This window comes from Ramlibacter lithotrophicus (genome assembly GCF_012184415.1).
Classification (GTDB): Bacteria; Pseudomonadota; Gammaproteobacteria; order Burkholderiales; family Burkholderiaceae_C; genus Ramlibacter; species Ramlibacter lithotrophicus.
Genome location: NZ_VTOX01000007.1, coordinates 116456 through 132081 on the forward strand (window position 1 = coordinate 116456; position 15626 = coordinate 132081).

Sequence of the window (15626 nt, forward strand, 5' to 3'; positions counted from 1 at the left end):
GCGGCGCCGGCCGGCCGCCGCAGCGCGCCAACTGCGTACAGTCGCAGCTCCATGGCCCAGCGACCCGGCATCTTCCCGACCTTCTTCCTGTCGGGCTTTGAATGTTCGACCTTCCTGTGGAAGGACCGCCGGCGGCGCGACCTGGTCGAGGAAACGGGGCACCGGGCGCATGCGCTGGAGGACTACCGGATCCTGCAGCAGCTGGGCATCGCGGTGGCACGCGAAGGCATTCCCTGGCCGCTCGCGGATCGCGGCGCGGGCTACGGCTTCGACTGCATCGCGCCGATGATCGACGCCATGAAGCAGACGAAGATCACGCCGGTGTGGGACCTCTGCCACTACGGCTATCCGGACGGGCTCGACCCGCTGTCCGACGCGTTCACGAGCCGCTTCGCGAACTACTGCCGCGCGGCGGCCGAGCATGTGTCACGCCACCTGCCCGGACCGGCCTTCTTCACGCCGATCAACGAGATCACCTTCTTCGCGTTCTGCGGCGGCGAGTGGGGCTGGGTCGCGCCGTACCTGACCACGCGCGCCGACCGCGAGCGGTTCCGGCTCGCCTTGTGCAAGGCGGCCATCGCCGGCGTCAAGGCAATCCGCGAAGTCCGGCCCGACGCGCGCATGATGCACGTCGATCCGCTGGTGCAGGTGGTCGCGCCGCCGGATCGGCCCGACCAGGTGGAAGCGGCCCGCCACGAAACGCACGTGGACACCTTTCTGGCCTGGGACATCCTGTGCGGCAAGGAGCACCCGCAGCTCGGCGGATCGCCCGAAGTCCTCGACATCGTCGGGGTCAACAACTATTCGTTCGGCCAGATGGAGTACCGGGAGCGCGGCCCCCACCAGGCGCTGGAGCCGGGCCATCCCGGCATCGAGCCGCTGTGCGTGCTGCTGCAACGAGTCTGGGAGCGCTACCGCAGGCCGATGGTGATCGGTGAGACCAGCGGCATGGGCCACGGCCGGCCCGAGTGGCTGCGCGACGTCATGAACGAGGCCATGGCGGCGGTGAACCAGGGCATGGACCTGCACGGCATCTGCCTCTTTCCGGCGGTCGACATGCCGGACTGGCACACCGGCCAGTGGCTGCACAACGGGATCTGCGACCTGGTGGAATGCGGCGGCGACCTGCGGCGCCAGCCGTTCGGCCCGTATGTCGACGAGTTGCGCCGCTGGCAGAAGGAGCTGAACCGGGTGACGGCGGTGGACGCCGACCCGTACAGCGATCCGGTCGAACTGCAGGACGTGATCGACGCCGCGCGGCGGCTGCAACCCAGGCCCGACGCCGACTGGCACTAGCAGCGGCGGCGCGCCGGCGCGGGGCGGGCGGGTAAACTTCATGGCCCGGCAGCACCCGCCGCTGCCGCACCCGCGTGAGTGCCGCCCGCCGTCCCGGCCACGGCGCGTGCCGCGTTTTTCCGACACAGCCTCTGGATATCACCATGAACCGCTGCATCCGCTTCCTCCTTGTCTGCTTCGCCCTCGCGACAGCCCCTGCCTTCGCGCAGGGGCTGGAGCGTTCCGCGCCGAAGGACGTCGTCCTGGGCCGGATCGCGGTCACCGCGCCGCCCCAGATCACCGTCGACGGCAAGCCCGACCGGCTGTCGCCCGGCGCGCGCATCCGCGATCTCAATAACATGCTGGTGCTCTCCGCCAGCATCGTCGACAAGCCCATGCCGGTGGTCTACCGCCGCGACGCGGCCGGACTCGTGCACGAGGTCTGGCAGCTCACCGAGGACGAATACCGCAAGCTCGGCGGGGCGGGCAGCGGCGCGGACGGCGCGCGCCGTTTCGCGGAGCTGCTCACGCTGATCTTCGGCGGGCGCCGCTGAAGGGAGACGAAGATGGGAAAGAAAGTCTTCATCAAGACCTTCGGCTGCCAGATGAACGAGTACGACTCGGACAAGATGGCCGACGTGATGCGCGCCGCGGAAGGGTACGAGCCGACGGCGAACGCCGAGGAGGCCGACCTGATCCTGTTCAACACCTGCTCGGTGCGCGAGAAGGCGCAGGAGAAGGTCTTCAGCGACCTGGGCCGGGTCAAGCACCTGAAGGAAAAAGGCGTCCTGATCGGCGTCGGGGGCTGCGTCGCGAGCCAGGAAGGCGCCGCGATCATCGCGCGCGCGCCGTACGTGGACGTGGTGTTCGGCCCGCAGACGCTGCACCGCCTGCCGCAACTGCTGCAGCAGCGCGGGCAGCAGCAGCGGGCCCAGGTGGACATCAGCTTCCCCGAAGTGGAGAAGTTCGACAACCTGCCGGCCGCGCGGGTCGACGGCCCGACGGCCTTCGTCAGCATCATGGAGGGCTGCTCCAAGTACTGCAGCTACTGCGTGGTGCCGTACACGCGGGGCGAAGAAGTCTCGCGCCCGTTCGAGGACGTGCTGGTGGAGGTCGCGGGGCTGGCCGACCAGGGCGTCAAGGAAGTCACGCTGCTGGGGCAGAACGTCAACGCCTACCGCGGCGCGATGGGCGACAGCGGCGAGATCGCCGACTTCGCGCTGCTGCTGGAATACGTGTCCGACATTCCCGGGATCGAGCGGATCCGCTACACGACCAGCCACCCGAACGAGTTCACGCCGCGCCTGATCGAGGCCTACGCGAAACTGCCGAAGCTGGCGAGCCACCTGCACCTGCCGGTGCAGCACGGCAGCGACCGCATCCTGATGGCGATGAAGCGCGGCTACACGGCGATGGAATACAAGAGCACCATCCGCAAGCTGCGCGCGGTGCGGCCGCAGATCGCCCTGTCCAGCGACTTCATCGTGGGCTTTCCCGGCGAAACCGACGAGGACTTCGGCAAGCTGATGAAGCTGATCGAAGACGTCGGCTACGACAACAGCTTCAGCTTCATCTTCAGCCCGCGGCCGGGAACGCCGGCGGCCAACCTGCGCGACGACACGCCCTACGAGGTGAAGCTCGCGCGCCTGCAGCAGGTCCAGGCGGCGATCGAAGGCAACATGCGCCGGATCAGCGAAAGCCTGGTCGGCACGGTGCAGCGGATCCTGGTGGAAGGCCCTTCGCGCAAGGACTCGCAGGAGCTGGCTGGCCGCACCGAGTGCAACCGCGTCGTCAACTTCAAGGGCGCGCAGCACCTGGTCGGCCAGATGGTCGATGTGCGCGTCACCGCCACCAGTTCGCACGCACTGCGCGGCGAAGTGGCCACGGCGGAACGACTCGCGGCTTGAGGGCCCCGTCATCCCGGGCTTGACCCGGGATCCATGGGACCGGCGCGCCGGAGCCGCTCGCCGCGTCCCGGGTCGTCGTCGAGCTTCGTGGGCGCTGGTCCACAGGTCCACCAGCGCGATTGCGCCGGCCGTCCAGCGGCGCTACGCTGCGCTGCAGGAGGGATCAATCATGAAGCAGCGAGCCAGGTTGGCTCTGTATGCGTTGATGCTGGCGGGCTTCGGCGCGGGGGCCGTATTCGCAATCAGCGACCAGTTGATACCGAACTTCAGCGGCTGCCGCGATTGGCTGTGCTCGCTTGCCGACCCGATCGGGCTGGCCTTGCTGCTGATGGAAAGCGGCACGGAAAGCCCAGGGTTCCAGTCGGTGCAGCATGCCTACCACCGGATGCATGGAACGCTGGTGATTGCCGCGCTGCTGCTGGCGCTCTGCGCGGTCCGGGGACGCGCATTGTGGCGCACGCGCGGCGCGTCGCTGCCGCCGGAATTTGCGGGCTTCCCACTTGGCGTTGCGAGTTTCGGGGCGGTCATCTATCTGCTGGAGTCCAATGTGTGGGTGGTCGTTCCGTACCCCCTGCTCAATCCGCCGCGCCTGTACGGCACACTGTCCATGCTGCTCGCGCTGTTGCTGACGGAGGGCTCGACCCTCATCGCGAAACGCCGCGCAGCGCAGGCCCCGGCGCATGTGGCTGGCGAGGACGGCGCCGTCCCCGAAGACCGCCGCGCGCGTTCACGGCGTCGTCCCATCTGGACTATTGCCGCCGTGTCCTCGCCCGCGGTCGGCGTGCTGCTCACGCTCTTGATCTCTGTGACCGTCGGGCGCGCCGGCGGATACGCAGGGATGGCAGCCATGGGTTTGGGCATGATCGCCATCGCCGGGGGCCTGGCCTGCGGCGCCGTGGCAACGATCGTTGCCGTGGCACGTCGCGAGCGCTGGCCGGCGCTGCAGGTCACCGCCTTCCTGGTGAACTTCGGCGTCGGCGTGCCGCTGCTCCTGAAGTTCATGTGACGGCGACGGGCGGGGCTGGCTTGTCGCTCCGCCGCCCCTTCGCCAGCGCAGAGGCCTGCTGCCCGTCCTCGCCAGCTCCTAGAACGGCATCTTCGGCAAGCCGCCCTTGCCGCCGCCCATGCGCTTCATCATCTTCATGAGGCCGCCGCCCTTCATCTTCTTCATCATGCCCTGCATCTGCTCGAATTCGTTGAGCAGCCGGTTGACTTCCTGCACATGAACGCCGGCGCCGGCGGCGATGCGGCGCTTGCGGGTGGCCTTGATCAGTTCCGGCTTGCGCCGCTCCAGCGGCGTCATGCTCTGGATGATGCCTTCCTTGCGGCGGATGTCGCGCTCGGCCTTGTCCATGTCGACCTGGCCGGCCTTGGCCTGCATCTGCGCCGGCAGCTTGTCCATCAGGGTGGAAAGGCCGCCCATGCTCTTCATCTGCTGCAGTTGCGCCAGGAAGTCGTCGAGGTCGAAGCCGGCGCCGCTCTTGACCTTGGCGGCGAGCTTCTGCGCCGCCTCCATGTCGACGCCCGCCGTGACCTGCTCCACCAGGGCCACGATGTCGCCCATGCCAAGGATGCGCCCGGCATGGCGCTCGGCGTCGAACACCTCCAGCCCGTCGAGCTTTTCGCTGACGCCCGCGAACTTGATCGGCGCGCCGGTGATCTGCCGCACCGACAGGGCGGCGCCGCCGCGCGAATCCCCATCCATCTTGGTAAGCACGATCCCGGTGAGCGGTAGCGCCTCCTTGAAGGCCTTGGCCGTGTTGACGGCATCCTGGCCCTGCATGGCGTCGACGACGAACAGCGTCTCGACCGGCTTGAGCGCCGCGTGCAGTTCCCTGATCTCGCGCATCAGCGCCTCGTCGATCGCCAGCCGGCCGGCGGTATCCACCAGCAGCACGTCGAAATACTGGCGCCTGGCGTGATCCAGCGCCGCGCGCGCGATGTCCAGCGGCTTCTGGTCGGGGGTGCTGGGAAACCACTCGGCTCCGGCCTGCGCCGTCACGGTCTTGAGCTGCTCGATGGCCGCGGGGCGGTACACGTCGCCGGACACCGTGAGCACCTTCTTCTTGCGCTTCTCGATCAGGTGCTTGGCGAGCTTGGCCGTCGTCGTGGTCTTGCCGGAGCCCTGCAGGCCGGCCATCAGGATCACCGCCGGCGGCTGCGCGTGCAGGTTGATGTCGCTAACGCCCTCGCCCATCGTCGCCGCGAGTTCACGATTGACGATGCCGATCAGCGCCTGCCCGGGCGACAGCGAGCCCAGCACTTCCTGGCCCAGCGCCTTCTCCTTCACCCGGGCGATGAAGTCGCGCACGACCGGCAGCGCCACGTCGGCTTCGAGCAGCGCCATTCGCACCTCGCGCAACATGTCCTGCACGTTGCCTTCGGTGATGCGGGCCTGGCCCCGCAGTTCCTTGGCCAGGCGGGAGAGTCGTTCGGAAAGGGAGGAGGCCATCGGGGGTGCTCGGAGAACCGGCGCGGGGCGCGCCGCAGTTTCGCGCCGCAGTCAAGCGCGGCTAAACTGTGGGACCATGATTCTAGCGAGTGCGCCCTTTCCCAGTGTGGTGCTCACGCTGGCAGCCGCCGCGGCTTACGCAGTGCCGGCGGCCGGCGCGGCCCGCCTCTCCGACCGCGCCGCGCGCATCGCCCTGCTGCTCGGATGGTTCCTGCATGCGATGGTCCTGGCGTGGGGGCTGCTCAGCGAGCCGCCGCGCTTCGGCTTTGCCCCGGCGCTCTCCGTCACGGCCTGGCTGGTGCTGACCGTCTATGCCGTCGAGCAGCAGATGTTTCCGAAACTGGAGGCGCGCTGGGCGCTCGCCGGGCTCGGCTCCGCCGCCGTGCTGCTGGCGCTGGTCTTTCCGGGCTCCGAACTGCCGGTGACCGCGTCGGCGTGGCTGCCCCTGCACTGGGCGCTGGGCATCGCGTCGTACGGACTCTTCGCCGCCGCGGTGATCCACGCATGGCTGATGACACGGGCCGAACGCAGCATCCGCCACGCGGCCGACGCGCAGGCCGGCCTGCCGCTGCTGACGCTGGAGCGCCTCACCTTCCGCTTCGCGACGGCCGGATTCATCCTGCTCTCGGCCACGCTGCTCGCCGGCCTGCTGTTCAGCGAGAGCCTCTACGGGCACGGCCGTCCCGCGCGCCTGGATCACAAGATGGTGTTCTCCATCCTGTCGTGGCTGGTGTTCGCCTTTCTGCTGCTGGGGCGGGCGCGCTTCGGCTGGCGGGGGCGCAAGGCGGTGCGCGTGCTGTACACGGGATCGCTGCTGCTGCTGCTGGCCTACGCCGGCTCCCGCTTCGTCCTCGAAGTGGTCCTGAAGCGCCCGGCATGAAATACCTGCTGCTCCTGGCCGTCGTGCTGCTGGTCGTGTGGCTGTGGCGCGGCAGCCGCGCCCAGGACCGCGCCGAAGGCGGTGCCAGGCCGCGCCGGCCGGACCCCGGCGCGGCCCAGCAGGACATGATCCAGTGCCCCGTCTGCTCGGTGCACCTGCCGCGCTCGGATGCGCTGCCCGGCCCCGACGGCCAGCTCTATTGCTGCGCCGAGCACCGGGCGCGCGGAGCCGGGTGATCTCCTTGCGACGGCTCGGCGGAGACTGAAGTGAACGGGACGGCCTCGGACTTCGCGCCGCTGCCTGCGCTGGCGGAAACCACCCGCGACTCCGCCTTTTCGCGCCTTTGGCGCGCGTTCATGACGGCCCGGGTCGCGCTGGCCGTCGTGCTGGTGGCGCTGCTGGCCTCGTTGACCCTGATCATGGCGGCCGGCAGCGTGAGCCGCTGGCTGGTGGCGTTGAGCTTCACCTACCTGGCGGCGGCGCTGGGCGTGCGGCTCTTCACCCGGCCGCGGCCGCCGGGCTCGTCATTCGATCCGCAGTGGGTCTCCACCATCGGCGTCGACCTGGTCGTGTTCTCCACGTTGCAGTTCCTGCAGGCCGGCGGCATCAACTATTCACCGCTGCTGGCGCTGCCGGTGCTGATGGGATCAGTGCTCGGGTCGGGGCTGCTGGCGCTCGGCACCGCCGCCGGCGTGACGCTGCTGCTGTTGATGGACGCGTGGGTGCTGTCGCTGCACGCGGCCGAGGAGACGGCGGCGCGTTTCCTGCAGGCGGGCCTCACCGGCACCGGCTACTTCGCGCTGGCGCTGCTGGTCAACCAGATGGCCGTGCGGCTGGCGCGCGAGGAGCGCGCGGCGCGCCAGGGACAGCGTGCCGCGCGGGTGCAGGCGCAGGTCAACCAGCTGGTGATCGAGACCCTGTCCGATGGCGTCCTCGTCGTCGACACCGCCGGCCGCGTGCACGCGGCCAACCCCGCGGCGCGGGTCCTGCTCGGCTTCGAGCAGTCAGGCGACGCCCGCTTCACGCTGACCGCGCGGCCCGCCTGGCAGCAGTTGGTGACGCTGGCGGCAACCACCTTCGAACGGCACGAACCCCAGGTGGCGGACATCACGATCCCGCGGCCGCGCGACGAGCCGAGGCGGTTGCACGTGCGCACCCGGCTCACCAAGACCGACTCGTCCCAGGTCGAGCGCCTGTGCGTCGTCTTCCTGGAGGACCTGCGCGAACTGGAACAGCGCCTGCAGATCGAGAAGCTCGCCGCGATGGGCCGCATGTCCGCCGCCGTCGCGCATGAGATCCGCAATCCGCTCGCGGCGATCGCTCAGGCCAACGCGCTGATGGACGAGGACCTGCGCGAGCCGGCGTTGCGCCAGCTGAGCGGCCTCATCCAGAAGAACACGCAGCGGCTGGCGCAGATCGTGGACGAGATCCTGAACGTCGCCCAGATCCAGCCCCGCGACCGCGCCAGCCTGCCGCCGCTGGAACTCGATCCTGCTGTGGGGAGCGTCTGCAGCGACTGGGCCGTGCAGACGCGCAGCGGCGCCCGGCTGCAGGTGGCGCTCGGAGCCCCCGGCGCCCAGGTGCCGTTCGAGCCGCCGCACCTGCGGCGGGTGCTGGTCAACCTGCTGGACAACGCGTCGCGCTACGCCAGCGAGCAGGCCGGCGCGATCCGGGTGACCACCGCCCTCGTCGAAGGCCACGCCGAGCTGCAGGTGTGGAGCGACGGGGCGGCCCTGCCTCCCGCCGTCGAGCCGCGCCTGTTCGAGCCGTTCTTCTCCTCGGAAAGCCGCTCCAGCGGCCTGGGCCTGTACATCTGCCGCGAACTGTGCGAGCGGCATGGGGCGGCCATCCGCTATCGGCGTCGCAGCGCCGGCGTCGCGCCCGGCGCGCGCGAAGGCAACGAATTCTTCGTGAGCTTCGGCGCACAGCGGCCCGCGTTGGCCGGCGCGGCGCCATTTGACACAATGGCGGCCTGATGTCCGCTCCCGCCCAGCCGCCGCAGATCCTGGTCGTCGACGACGAACCCGACCTGCGCACGCTCTACGAGCTCACCTTGCTGCGCGAGGGCTACCGCGTCGATGCCGCGGGCAGCCTCGCCGAAGCGTGGCAGCGGCTCGAGGCCCAGCGTTTCGACGCCGTGATCACCGACATGCGCCTGCCGGACGGCCTCGGGCTGGAGCTGCTGCAGCGAGTCGCAGGGCAGCAGCGCAGCGAGCGCTGCATCGTGATGACTGCCTACGGGTCCGCGGAGAACGCGGTGGAGGCGCTGAAGGCCGGCGCGTTCGACTACCTCACCAAGCCGGTCGACCTCAAGCAGTTCCGGTCGGTGGTCGCTTCGGCGATCCAGCGGGACGCCACGCCGCCGTGGCCGCGCGCGGTCGGCGGCGCGCAGCGCCAGCCGCCGCCGGCAGCCGGCGCGACGGGCGGCGGCCCGGCGCTGCAGCGGCTGGTCGGCGAATCGGCCGCCATGCGCCAGGTGAAGGAGCGAGTCGCGAAGGTGGCGCGCAGCATGGCGCCGGTGCTGGTGCGCGGCGAGTCCGGCACCGGCAAGGAGCTGGTCGCGCGCGCCATCCACGACTGCAGCCACCGCGCGGGCGGCCCCTTCATCGCCGTGAACTGCAGCGCGATCCCGGAGTCGCTGCTGGAAGCCGAATTCTTCGGCGCGAGAAAGGGCTCGTATACCGGATCGCACCAGGACCGCGAAGGCTACTTCCAGGCCGCGCGCGACGGTACGCTGTTCCTCGACGAGATCGGCGACCTGCCGCTGCCGATGCAGTCCAAGCTCCTGCGGGCGATCCAGGAGCGCCGGGTGCGCCCGCTCGGCTCGACCCAGGAGGACGCGGTCGACGTGCGAATCGTCAGCGCCACCCACAAGGACCTCGCCGCCGAGGTGCGCGCCGAGCGGTTCCGCCAGGATCTCTTCTACCGCCTGAACGTCATCGAGATCGTGGTGCCGCCGCTGCGCGAGCGGCGCGACGACCTGCCGGCCCTGTGCGAGGCGCTGCTCGCACGGATTGCCCAGGAATCGCAGCTGCCCGTGCCGTCGCTGTCCGCCGAGTGCCTGCAGCGGCTCGCCGAGCAGCCGCTGGCGGGCAACGTGCGCGAACTCGAGAACCTGCTGCACCGCGCCGTGGCGCTCAGCGACGGCGAGCAGCTGCACGTGGACTTCGAGCCGGACCCCGATGCGCCGCCGCAGGCCGGCGAGCCGGGGCCGCCAGCGGTGCCCGCCGACCTCCAGGCCTGGCTCGACCAGCAGGAGCGGGAGATCCTGGTCAAGGCCCTGCAGGACAGCGGCTTCAACCGCACGGCCGCGGCGCAGCGCCTGGGCCTGAGCCTGCGGCAGATCCGCTACCGCATCGCGCGGCTGGCCATCACGGCGCCGGGCGACGAGGCCAATGACGATCCCACCTGACGTGCCGCCCGCGCTGTGGCACGACGGCTGGTACCGGTTCGCCCGCCGGCTCGCGTCGCCCAACCACGGCCCCCGTCCCGCGGGCGCGCAGGTCGACCTGATCGTGGTTCACTCGATCAGCCTGCCGCCCGGCGAGTACGGGGGCGACCAGGTGCAGCAGCTGTTCACCAACACGCTCGACTGGAATGCCCATCCCTACTTCAAGGGGATCGAAGGCATCACGGTGTCGTCGCATTTCTACATCCGGCGCGGCGGCGAGTTGTGGCAGTTCGTGAGCTGCGACGATCGCGCCTGGCATGCAGGTGCATCCCGCTACCGCGGCCGCGCCGACTGCAACGACGACTCGATCGGCATCGAACTCGAAGGGCTCGAGGGCGAGCGTTTCGAGCCGGCGCAGTACGAGGCGCTCGCCGCGCTTTGCGCGGCGCTCGCGCAGCGCTACCCGGTGCAACACGTCGCCGGGCACGAGCACATCGCGCCGGGGCGAAAGCGCGATCCCGGCGCCGGCTTCGACTGGCGGCTCCTGCAGCAAAGCCTCGCCTGGCCGCCGCAGTATTTCCCTGCATAGCGCGCGACCCCGACCCCGTCGCCGGTTGCTGCGTTGCAGCGAACGCTCCGGCGCCTGGACACTAGATCTAGTGGGTTGCGTGGCGGGTACACACTAGATATAGTGCCAACCTTCCACCGCACTCCGGCGCGATGCGGTGGCGGCGGGCCGCCTCGGGGCCGGCCCACACCAAGAAAAGAAGTGAATGGGAGAAGCAATGCAGATCGCCGTCAGCACACCGTCCAGCGCACCCACCGCCATGCCGCACAGCGGCGTCGCCGCCGCCAGTGGCGCCCTCGAACCCGGCGTCCTCGCCCACTACCAGATCATCCGCCGCAACGGCGCCGTCGTGGCGTTCGAACCGCAGAAGATCGCGATCGCCATGATGAAGGCGTTCCTGGCCGTGCACGGCACGCAGGGCGCGGCGTCGGCAAGCGTGCGCGAGACGGTGGACCAGCTGACGCAGGCGGTGGTGCGCGCGCTCATGCGCTCGCGGCCCGGCGGCGGCACCTTCCACATCGAGGACGTGCAGGACCAGGTGGAGCTCGGGCTGATGCGCGGCGGCCACCACGAGATCGCCCGCGCCTACGTGCTGTACCGGGAGCGGCGCGCGCAGGAGCGGGCGCGCCAGGCCACGCCGGAAACGCCGGCGGCGCCGGTGCTGCATGTGCTCGACGGCGGCGAGCGGGTACCGCTCGACCTGCAGCACCTGCAGTCGCTGATCGGGGCCGCCTGCGAGGGGCTCGGCGGCGACGTGAAGCCCCAGCCCATCGTGGCCGAAACCATGCGCAACCTGTACGACGGCGTGCCGATGGATGAGGTCTACAAGGCCTCCATCCTGGCCGCGCGGACGCTGATCGAGAAGGACCCGGACTACACCTATGCCACGGCCCGCCTGCTGCTGCACACGATCTTCAAGGAGGTGCTGGGGCGTGACCTGGCGCCCTCGGAGATGGCGCGCAGCTACGCCGAGTATTTTCCCGACTTCATCAGGCGCGGCGTCGACGCCGAGCTGCTGGACGAGAAGCTGCTGCAGTTCGACCTGCCGCGGCTGGGCGCCGCGCTGAAGGCCGAGCGCGACAAGCAGTTCGACTACCTGGGACTGCAGACCCTGTACGACCGCTATTTCCTGCACGTGCGCAAGACGCGCATCGAACTGCCGCAGGCGTTCTTCATGCGGGTCGCCATGGGCCTGGCCCTGAACGAGATCGACCGCGAAGCACGGGCCATCGAGTTCTACGAGGTGCTGTCGAGCTTCGACTTCATGTCCAGCACGCCGACCCTGTTCAACAGCGGCACGCTGCGCTCCCAACTGTCCTCCTGCTATCTCACGACGGTGCCGGACGACCTCGACGGCATCTACGAATCGATCAAGGAAAACGCGCTGCTGTCCAAATTCGCCGGCGGCCTGGGCAACGACTGGACGCGGGTGCGGGCGCTGGGCTCCCACATCAAGGGCACGAACGGCGAGTCGCAGGGCGTGGTGCCATTCCTGAAGGTGGTGAACGACACCGCCGTGGCGGTGAACCAGGGCGGCAAGCGCAAGGGCGCCGTGTGCACCTACCTGGAAACCTGGCACCTGGACGTGGAGGAGTTCCTGGAACTGCGCAAGAACACCGGCGACGACCGCCGGCGCACCCACGACATGAACACGGCCAACTGGATCCCCGACCTGTTCATGCGCCGCGTCGCCGAGCAGGGCGAGTGGACCCTGTTCTCCCCTTCCAATGTCACCGACCTGCACGACCTGGTCGGCGCCGAGTTCGAGCGCGCCTACGTCGCCTATGAGGAGAAGGCCCGCCGCGGCGAGATCAAGCCGACCCGGACCATCCGCGCCGTCGACCTCTGGCGCAAGATGCTCAGCATGCTGTTCGAGACCGGCCATCCCTGGATCACGTTCAAGGATGCCTGCAACGTCCGCTCGCCGCAGCAGCACGTCGGCGTGGTGCACTCGTCCAACCTGTGCACCGAGATCACCCTCAACACCAGCGACACCGAGACGGCCGTGTGCAACCTCGGTTCGGTCAACCTGCTCAACCACCTGAAGCAGGGCGCGGACGCGCAGGTGCTCGATCACGAGAAACTGCGCCGCACCGTCGCCACGGCGATGCGGATGCTCGACAACGTCATCGACATCAATTACTACGCCGTGAAGAAGGCGCGCGACGCCAACATGCGGCACCGCCCGGTCGGCCTGGGCGTGATGGGTTTCCAGGACGCGCTGTACCAGCTGCGCATTCCCTACGCGTCGCAGGCGGCCGTGGACTTCGCCGACCGCTCGATGGAAGCGGTCTGCTACCACGCCTACTGGGCCTCGACCGAGCTGGCGCGCGAGCGCGGCCGCTACTCGAGTTACCAGGGTTCGCTGTGGGACCGCGGAATCCTTCCGCTCGATTCGCTGGACCTGCTGGAGCAGCAGCGCGGCGGCTGGGTGGAGGTGGACCGCTCGAGCACGCTCGACTGGGACGCGCTGCGCCAGAAGATCGCCCGTGACGGCATGCGCAACTCCAACTGCGTCGCCATCGCGCCCACGGCCACCATCTCCAACATCATCGGCGTGGACGCCTCGATCGAGCCCTGCTTCGGCAACCTGTCGGTGAAGTCCAACCTGTCGGGCGAGTTCACCGTCATCAACCACTACCTGGTGCGCGACCTCAAGCGCCTGGGGCTGTGGGACGAAGTGATGGTGATGGACCTCAAGCATTTCGACGGCTCGCTGCGCCCGATCGACCGCGTGCCGCAGGAGGTCAAGGCGCTCTACGCCACGGCCTTCGAGGTGGAGCCGCAGTGGCTGGTGGAGGCCGCGGCGCGCCGGCAGAAGTGGATCGACCAGGCGCAGTCGCTCAATATCTACATGGCCGGCGCTTCGGGCAAGAAGCTGCACGAGACCTACACGCTGGCATGGCTGCGCGGGCTGAAGACGACCTACTACCTGCGCACGACGAGCGCGACCCAGGCCGAGAAGTCGACGGTGCAATCGGGTCGCCTGAACGCGGTGGCGAATGGCGCCGCCGTCGGATCCGGCGCGCTCGACGCGGCGGCCGCGGCGCCGGCGACCGACATCAAGTTCTGCGCGATCGACGATCCGTCGTGCGAGGCGTGCCAGTGATCGAGGAATGTGTCGGCGTTCTCCGACAGAACGTCGATGCAATTGAGCAACAGAATCGAGCGGTGACGCGAAGGGGCACTTTGCAATTCGCAATCACTGCTCACATAATCCGAGCACTGGAAAACTTATGTTGACCTGGGACGAAGAAGTCAAGCCCATTCCGCCAGCATTGAACAACGGTTCGAATTCGAGCCGGGTGCCGCATTCACCCGTTCAGACAGTTTCCGCCCTCCCCCAACTCGCTGCTGCCGTCGCGTCCGCACGGCCCGCGACCATCGCCGCGCGTCCCGCGCCGACCGCCGAACGCCGCGTCAACGCCGCCGACAAGCGGATCATCAACGGCCAGACCGACGTCAACCAGCTCGTCCCCTTCAAGTACAAGTGGGCCTGGGAGAAGTACCTGGCGACCTGCGCCAACCACTGGATGCCGCAGGAAATCAACATGAACCGCGACATCGCCCTGTGGAAGGACCCGAACGGTCTGTCCGAGGACGAGCGCCGGATCATCAAGCGCAACCTCGGCTTCTTCGTCACCGCCGACTCGCTGGCCGCCAACAACATCGTGCTGGGCACCTACCGCCACATCACGGCGCCCGAGTGCCGCCAGTTCCTGCTGCGCCAGGCGTTCGAGGAAGCGATCCACACGCACGCCTACCAGTACATCGTCGAATCGCTCGGCCTGGACGAGTCGGAGATCTTCAACGCGTACCACGAGGTGCCGTCGATCCGCGACAAGGACCAGTTCCTGATCCCCTTCATCGAGGCGATCATGGATCCGGGCTTCCACACCGGCACGCCGGAGAACGACCAGAAGCTGCTGAAGTCGCTGATCGTCTTCGCCTGCCTGATGGAAGGCATGTTCTTCTACGTCGGCTTCACCCAGATCCTGGCGCTCGGCCGCCAGAACAAGATGACCGGTGCCGCCGAGCAGTACCAGTACATCCTGCGCGACGAGTCGATGCACTGCAACTTCGGCATCGACCTGATCAACCAGCTCAAGCTGGAGAACCCGCTGCTGTGGACGCCGGAGTTCAAGACGGAGATCAAGGCGCTGTTCCTGAAGGCCGTCGAACTCGAATACCGCTACGCCGAGGACACCATGCCGCGCGGCGTGCTGGGCCTCAACGCCTCCATGTTCAAGGGCTACCTGCGCTACATCGCGAACCGACGCGCCACGCAGATCGGCCTTGAAGCGCTCTTCCCGAACGAGGAGAATCCGTTCCCGTGGATGAGCGAGATGATTGACTTGAAGAAGGAACGCAACTTCTTCGAGACCCGCGTGATCGAGTACCAGACCGGCGGCGCGCTGAGCTGGGACTGACACGCACGGGGGAAGAGACATGCACCGGATGCCGACCGTGCCGAAAGAGCATGGCGCCATCCGGGCAACGGTGTTCATGGAGCTGGGCCGCGGCCCAACTTCATGGATCGCTTCGTGCCACCAACAGGCCTGGAGCGCTTCATTGGTTGACGTTTTGATCAACTTGAACAGGAGATAGCAATGGCAACTGCGAAAAAACCGGCCGCGAAGAAGGCCGCAGCAAAACGGCCGGCCGCGAGGAAGTCTGCGGCCAAGAAGGCCCCGGCGAAGAAGGTAGCCGCGAAGAAGGCCCCGGCGAAGAAGGCCGCGGCCAAGCGTCCGGTCGCCAAGAAGGCGGCAGCGAAGCGCCCGGCCGCCAAGAAAGCGGCAGCGAAGCGCCCGGCAGCCAAGAAGGCAGCCGCGAAGCGCCCGGCCGCCAAGAAGGCGGCGGCGAAGCGTCCGGCAGCCAAGAAGGCGGCACCGGCCAAGAAGGCAGCTGCGAAGAAGACGACGGCGAAGAAGGCCGCCGCGAAGCGCCCGGCCGCCAAGAAGGCCGCCAAGAAGGCCCCGGCGAAGAAGGCTGCGAAAGCTCCTGCTGCGAAACCCGCGGCAAGTGCAGCGCCCGCGGCCCCGGCAGCCCCTGCGGCTCAGACGACCCTGAACCCGCAAGCAGCCTGGCCGTTCCCGACGGCAAGCAAGCCCTGAAGACACGGCAGTTTCGTGTCCCGACCCGGCATCGCAGGA

13 protein-coding genes are annotated in these 15626 nt (G+C 68.7%); 12 read left to right on the forward strand and 1 reads right to left on the reverse strand.

Annotated features, from left to right (window positions below):
* The first annotated feature begins 51 nt into the window (after positions 1 to 51).
* From RAMLITH_RS18190 to RAMLITH_RS18205, 4 genes are all read left to right on the forward strand, one after another.
* On the forward strand, positions 52 to 1296 hold the full coding sequence (locus RAMLITH_RS18190) for a glycoside hydrolase family 1 protein (protein WP_168108865.1): 1245 nt from the start codon (positions 52 to 54) through the stop codon (positions 1294 to 1296).
* A 143-nt stretch (positions 1297 to 1439) separates the two neighbouring features.
* Positions 1440 to 1829, forward strand: a complete 390-nt coding sequence (locus RAMLITH_RS18195; protein ID WP_168108866.1) for a hypothetical protein — start codon at positions 1440 to 1442, stop codon at positions 1827 to 1829.
* A 12-nt stretch (positions 1830 to 1841) separates the two neighbouring features.
* A complete protein-coding gene (gene miaB / locus RAMLITH_RS18200; RefSeq protein ID WP_168108867.1) occupies positions 1842 to 3182 on the forward strand; it encodes a tRNA (N6-isopentenyl adenosine(37)-C2)-methylthiotransferase MiaB in 1341 nt (446 codons plus the stop codon).
* A gap of 169 nt (positions 3183 to 3351) precedes the next feature.
* The gene (locus tag RAMLITH_RS18205; protein ID WP_168108868.1) at positions 3352 to 4188 is read left to right on the forward strand and encodes a hypothetical protein; all 837 of its coding nucleotides are present in this window, start codon (positions 3352 to 3354) and stop codon (positions 4186 to 4188) included.
* A gap of 78 nt (positions 4189 to 4266) precedes the next feature.
* Here RAMLITH_RS18205 and ffh read toward each other — a convergent pair whose 3' ends face one another.
* Positions 4267 to 5634 carry a signal recognition particle protein gene (gene ffh, locus RAMLITH_RS18210; RefSeq protein WP_168108869.1) on the reverse strand — a complete coding sequence of 456 codons (1368 nt, stop codon included), beginning with the start codon at positions 5632 to 5634 and terminating at the stop codon, positions 4267 to 4269.
* 76 nt (positions 5635 to 5710) lie between these two features.
* Between ffh and RAMLITH_RS18215 the strand changes: the two genes are divergently transcribed.
* The 8 genes from RAMLITH_RS18215 (at position 5711) to RAMLITH_RS18250 (ending at position 15587) form a co-directional block, all read left to right on the forward strand.
* Positions 5711 to 6514 carry a cytochrome C assembly family protein gene (locus RAMLITH_RS18215; protein WP_168108870.1) on the forward strand — a complete coding sequence of 268 codons (804 nt, stop codon included), beginning with the start codon at positions 5711 to 5713 and terminating at the stop codon, positions 6512 to 6514.
* Positions 6511 to 6750, forward strand: a complete 240-nt coding sequence (locus RAMLITH_RS18220; RefSeq protein ID WP_168108871.1) for a PP0621 family protein — start codon at positions 6511 to 6513, stop codon at positions 6748 to 6750. Before RAMLITH_RS18215 ends, RAMLITH_RS18220 begins: the two co-directional genes overlap by 4 nt.
* A 30-nt stretch (positions 6751 to 6780) precedes the next feature.
* Positions 6781 to 8490, forward strand: a complete 1710-nt coding sequence (locus tag RAMLITH_RS18225; protein ID WP_337786177.1) for a sensor histidine kinase — start codon at positions 6781 to 6783, stop codon at positions 8488 to 8490.
* The gene (locus tag RAMLITH_RS18230) at positions 8490 to 9926 is read left to right on the forward strand and encodes a sigma-54-dependent transcriptional regulator (RefSeq protein ID WP_168108872.1); all 1437 of its coding nucleotides are present in this window, start codon (positions 8490 to 8492) and stop codon (positions 9924 to 9926) included. Before RAMLITH_RS18225 ends, RAMLITH_RS18230 begins: the two co-directional genes overlap by 1 nt.
* Positions 9910 to 10494: a 1,6-anhydro-N-acetylmuramyl-L-alanine amidase AmpD gene (ampD, locus tag RAMLITH_RS18235; protein WP_168108873.1), complete on the forward strand. Its 585-nt coding sequence runs from the start codon at positions 9910 to 9912 to the stop codon at positions 10492 to 10494. The genes RAMLITH_RS18230 and ampD overlap by 17 nt, the downstream gene beginning before the upstream one ends.
* A gap of 196 nt (positions 10495 to 10690) precedes the next feature.
* Positions 10691 to 13582 (forward strand): ribonucleoside-diphosphate reductase subunit alpha, encoded by a 2892-nt coding sequence (locus RAMLITH_RS18240; RefSeq protein ID WP_168108978.1) that lies wholly within the window; start codon positions 10691 to 10693, stop codon positions 13580 to 13582.
* Between the two features lie 127 nt (positions 13583 to 13709).
* The gene (locus tag RAMLITH_RS18245) at positions 13710 to 14903 is read left to right on the forward strand and encodes a ribonucleotide-diphosphate reductase subunit beta (protein ID WP_168108874.1); all 1194 of its coding nucleotides are present in this window, start codon (positions 13710 to 13712) and stop codon (positions 14901 to 14903) included.
* 180 nt (positions 14904 to 15083) lie between these two features.
* Positions 15084 to 15587, forward strand: coding sequence for a histone H1-like DNA-binding protein (locus RAMLITH_RS18250; RefSeq protein ID WP_168108875.1), 504 nt, complete (start codon positions 15084 to 15086; stop codon positions 15585 to 15587).
* The last annotated feature ends 39 nt before the right edge of the window (positions 15588 to 15626 follow it).